At 43.4% G+C, this 3,934-nt stretch carries 3 protein-coding genes; 2 read left to right on the top strand and 1 reads right to left on the bottom strand.

Features of this window, described 5'->3' with window-relative positions:
- Window positions 1–56 precede the first annotated feature (56 nt).
- On the bottom strand, window positions 57–1,031 hold the full coding sequence (locus AC1DSE_RS31875) for a YpdA family putative bacillithiol disulfide reductase (RefSeq protein ID WP_477511838.1): 975 nt from the start codon (window positions 1,029–1,031) through the stop codon (window positions 57–59).
- A 207-nt stretch (window positions 1,032–1,238) separates the two neighbouring features.
- Here AC1DSE_RS31875 and AC1DSE_RS31870 point away from each other — a divergent pair, with 207 nt between their 5' ends.
- Both AC1DSE_RS31870 and AC1DSE_RS31865 read left to right on the top strand, forming a co-directional pair.
- Window positions 1,239–1,781, top strand: a complete 543-nt coding sequence (locus AC1DSE_RS31870) for an ADP-heptose synthase (RefSeq protein ID WP_076265867.1) — start codon at window positions 1,239–1,241, stop codon at window positions 1,779–1,781.
- Window positions 1,782–2,094: 313 nt separating this feature from the next.
- Entirely contained in the window at window positions 2,095–3,840 is a 1,746-nt protein-coding gene (locus AC1DSE_RS31865; protein WP_477511839.1) for an ABC transporter ATP-binding protein, read from the top strand.
- Window positions 3,841–3,934 lie beyond the last annotated feature (94 nt).

Raw genomic sequence — 3,934 nt, 5'->3', positions numbered from 1 at the left:
AGCTTAACAAGCTGATTCCCTTTTTTTGGTGTATGATTCAAAGCTTAACCATATAATCATTTGAGGCTTAAAATATGTTCGGCAATTTTATGGCCATGATACCGTCCTGATTCGATGAAAATTTCATTTGCTTCATGTCTGGAGGCTACCACACCTGCCAGATAAATGCCTGGAACATTCGTTTCCATAGTATCTTCGTTGAAGGTTGGATACCCTTCTTCCTCAATCGTAACGCCGCTTGTGTTAAGGAAGTTGCGATCGGGATGGAAGCCGGTCAAAGCTAATACAAAATCATTTTCCAAACGGATCTCACCTTCAGGTCCTAGTACAGTGATCTCATTGTTTTCGATAGAGGTTACAGTTGACTGAAACAGCATGCGRATAGAGCCTTTCGTTACTTTGCTCTGGAAACCTGGCTTAACCCATGGCTTAATGCTGGTGGAATAATCATTGCCGCGATAGACGACCGTTACCTCTGCACCGACCCTCTCAAGCTCTAAAGCTGCATCGATTGCGGAGTTGCTGCCGCCAATAATGGCAACTTTCATACCAACATAAGGATGCGATTCGCGAAAGAAATGACTAACCTTATCGAGCTGCTCACCGGGAATGCCCAGCTCATTCGGATGATCGAAATAACCAGTAGCGATGATGACATACTTGCTTTGGTATGTGCGCTTCTCGCCAAAACGATCTTCTCCATGCAAAATAAACTGTCCATTCTCAGGCGTAATCTTATTTATCATTTCATAGGCTTGCACACGAACGTTTTTGCGCTGCGCGGCTGTTCTATAATAATTAAGTGCTTCCAGTCTGGAAGGCTTATCGTTAGCCGTTGTGAATGGTATATCGCCGATTTCAAGATTTTCTGGACTGCTGAAAAATTGCATATAAGTGGGATATTGCGAGATTGAATGTACAATGTTGCGTTTCTCTATGACTAGTGGCTGGAGACCAATCCGTTCGAGTTCAATCGCTGCTGCCAAGCCGCACGGACCGCCTCCAATGATGATGGCTTCTTCTTTTTGCATTCGTATTACCCTCCTATACTATAACGAAGCGATATAAATTCTAATATAACGATCATTTTACTGCGAGGCGTACATATTGTGCAAATCTGGATTTATGGCTCTCGTGTACATGCAATATATTATTGTATAATAATGTGTAACCATTCTTATTTGTATACCGGTTCTATGAAACTAGCTTTATTTCACAAAATGATAGGAGGAGATCACATGCGGCGACGTTTTGTAATAGAGGCAGTACTGGTGGCAACGTATGGACATCTTCTTGTACCGAGTCGTCCAATTGATTTTGTCGTTCCTTATTCATCCATAGCTGAGCTGTATGAAATGAGAGACGGTGTTGAACCTGTCATGGATGATCCAGATGATGATGGGCATGTAAAAACCAAAATAAATGAACTTATTGCTTTTTTTGAGGATGCTCTTAATCGCAAAAAAATTGAAAAGGCCATGCAAGTGCCTTGGCGAGAAAGCTCTCCGCTCATTCTAAATGATACGATTCATTTTACGGTCGTGCATGCTGTCGATAATGCCCATTATGGCGAGATGTTCGATCCGATCGAAACGGAATTGCTGTTAACAGGATTGAAGCTGCAAGTCCCATTGCTGTCGGATCAGTTTGAGTTTCAAGATAAGCTGATAGAAGCAGAGGTCCCTGTACAAATTTACGATATTGAAGATTTTGAGTTTGCGGTAGAGGAAGGCATCTCCTCAAGCGACTTTGATTTGCCGAATGAGTCGGACAGGTTTTAAATCATTTTTTTTGTAAAAACCTCTTGCGCAAAGGCAGAAACAGGTGTTAAGATTTGGATGGGTTAGGAAAATATGATCAAATGGATACGAAAAGGGGGGCTCACGAATGTTTTTCAATCAGATTGGAATGAATGTCGAAGGCGCGCAGTTTAGCATGAATTTCCATTCCGTTGTTCAAACATGCCGATCGGGCTGCCTTCGTTCATTGGTGTCAACGCAGCTTTTTTGACCGTTGCACGCTATTATACGAAGATCTCAAGCCGATTATGGCTTGAGGTCTTTTTTTGTTTCCTATAGGGGAAGGGSCAATCCAATGAAAACGCTGTTACGTTTGATGATTTATGTAAGACCGAGTGCCAAATGGGTATTTACAGCGGTTATCATTATGATTTTTGCGACGATATTCGATTTGGTAGCTCCTTGGGTATTAGCCAAAATATTTGACGAAGGAATCGGAAAAAGCAATATGTCCGTCGTGATCGGATTAACACTTGCTTTGGCAGGCATTCAAGCTTTAAAGAGCTTGGGCATGTTTATACAAGGTTATTCCCAAGAGCTGGTCGGTCAAAATGTCGTGTTTAAACTCCGGAAAGAGCTTTATGAGCATTTGCAGCGGTTATCATTTTCTTATTATGACCGTGCGCAGACTGGTCAGCTCATGTCCAGAATGACTGGGGATATTGATGCGGTAAAAAACTTTGTCGGGTTTGGAGCGATGAACCTATTTACTGGCATGCTGACGTTTATCGGAACGACGATTTTCATGATGACGATGCAATGGAAAGTAACTTTAATCAGCTTAATTACAATTCCTTTTATTTTGTTCGTCTTATTTCGCTTTAACCACAAAGTAGGACCAGCTTGGTCCAATATTCGTGAACAAATGGGGCGCTTAACGACTACGCTTCAAGAAAATATTTCAGGCATTCGAGTTGTCAAATCTTTTGCAACGGAGTCCGTAGAACAAAGGAAATTCGCTGAGCGAAATGAGCAAAACTTTGATACAAATATGGACCGGGCAAGGCTGGAGGCAAAAGCATTTCCCCTCATGGGCTTTTACGGAGGACTCACGTTTGTTTTGATGATCTGGATCGGTGCTATTTTTGTTGCTCGGGAAGAGATGTCGATTGGTACCTTCATAGCGTTTCAATGGTACACATGGGGCATTATTTGGCCGCTGAATATGCTAGGCTGGCAAATTAATATTTTCCAGCAAGCGATTAAAGCAGCTCCACGTGTATTTGAAGTGCTGGACACACCGGTTGATATTCAAACCCCTGAACAAGCGATAAATACGGACGGAATGCACGGCAACGTCGTTTTTGATCGTGTAACATTCTTCTTCTCCGATCAGGATTTAGCGAAGGATAAGCCGATATTGGATGAGGTTTCTTTCCAAGTGAAGCAAGGTGAGGTGATCGGTGTACTCGGTGCCACGGGTTCAGGCAAAAGCAGTCTGATTGGCTTGCTTTCTCGTTATTATGATGTGTCCAGTGGCAGTGTACTCATTGATGGTGTAGATGTGCGGGAATATGAGCTTGATGGACTGCGGCGAAGCATAGGTATTGTACCGCAAGAGACCTTCTTGTTCTCAGCATCGATTAGAGATAATATCGCCTACGGTCATCCGGATGCGACGCAGGAGCAAATTGAGGAGGCAGCACGCAAATCGCAAATCCATTCCTTCATCGAAAGCATGCCAAGCGGCTACGATACGCGAATTGGTGAGCGGGGTGTCGGGCTCTCTGGCGGGCAAAGACAACGTGTGGCGCTTGCTCGTGCGATTTTAATGGATCCGCCAATTTTAGTACTGGATGAAGCGACAGCGAGTGTAGATACAGCAACAGAATCAGCTATTCATGAAGCTTTATTAGAAGTCATGAAGGGTCGCACGACATTTATAATCGCGCAGCGGCTTTCCTCGATTCAGCATGCGGACCGTATTATTGTGCTTGAAAATGGCCGTGTGGCTGAAGAAGGCACACATAAGGAACTAAACGAAGGCAGTGGCTTCTTCCGTCAATTGTTTGATAGACAGAAGCAAATCGCACATCAATAGAAGAGAGGTGAAATCATGAGTCAAGTGGAGTGGGATATGGATTCTGATGTAGAAGAGAAGCCGTTTAATGGGAAATACATGCGGCGTATGCTTC

It is taken from the genome of Paenibacillus sp. 01L418 (assembly GCF_056400045.1).
The sequence above is the reverse complement of the archived record's forward strand: the minus strand, read 5'-3'. Positions and strand labels throughout refer to the sequence as shown.

Bases quoted from the DNA above. Each gene is read 5' to 3' on its own strand.
- AC1DSE_RS31870 (WP_076265867.1), top strand. From the start codon at position 1,239: ATGCGGCGACGTTTTGTAATAGAGGCAGTACTGGTGGCAACGTATGGA.
- AC1DSE_RS31865 (WP_477511839.1), top strand. From the start codon at position 2,095: ATGAAAACGCTGTTACGTTTGATGATTTATGTAAGACCGAGTGCCAAA.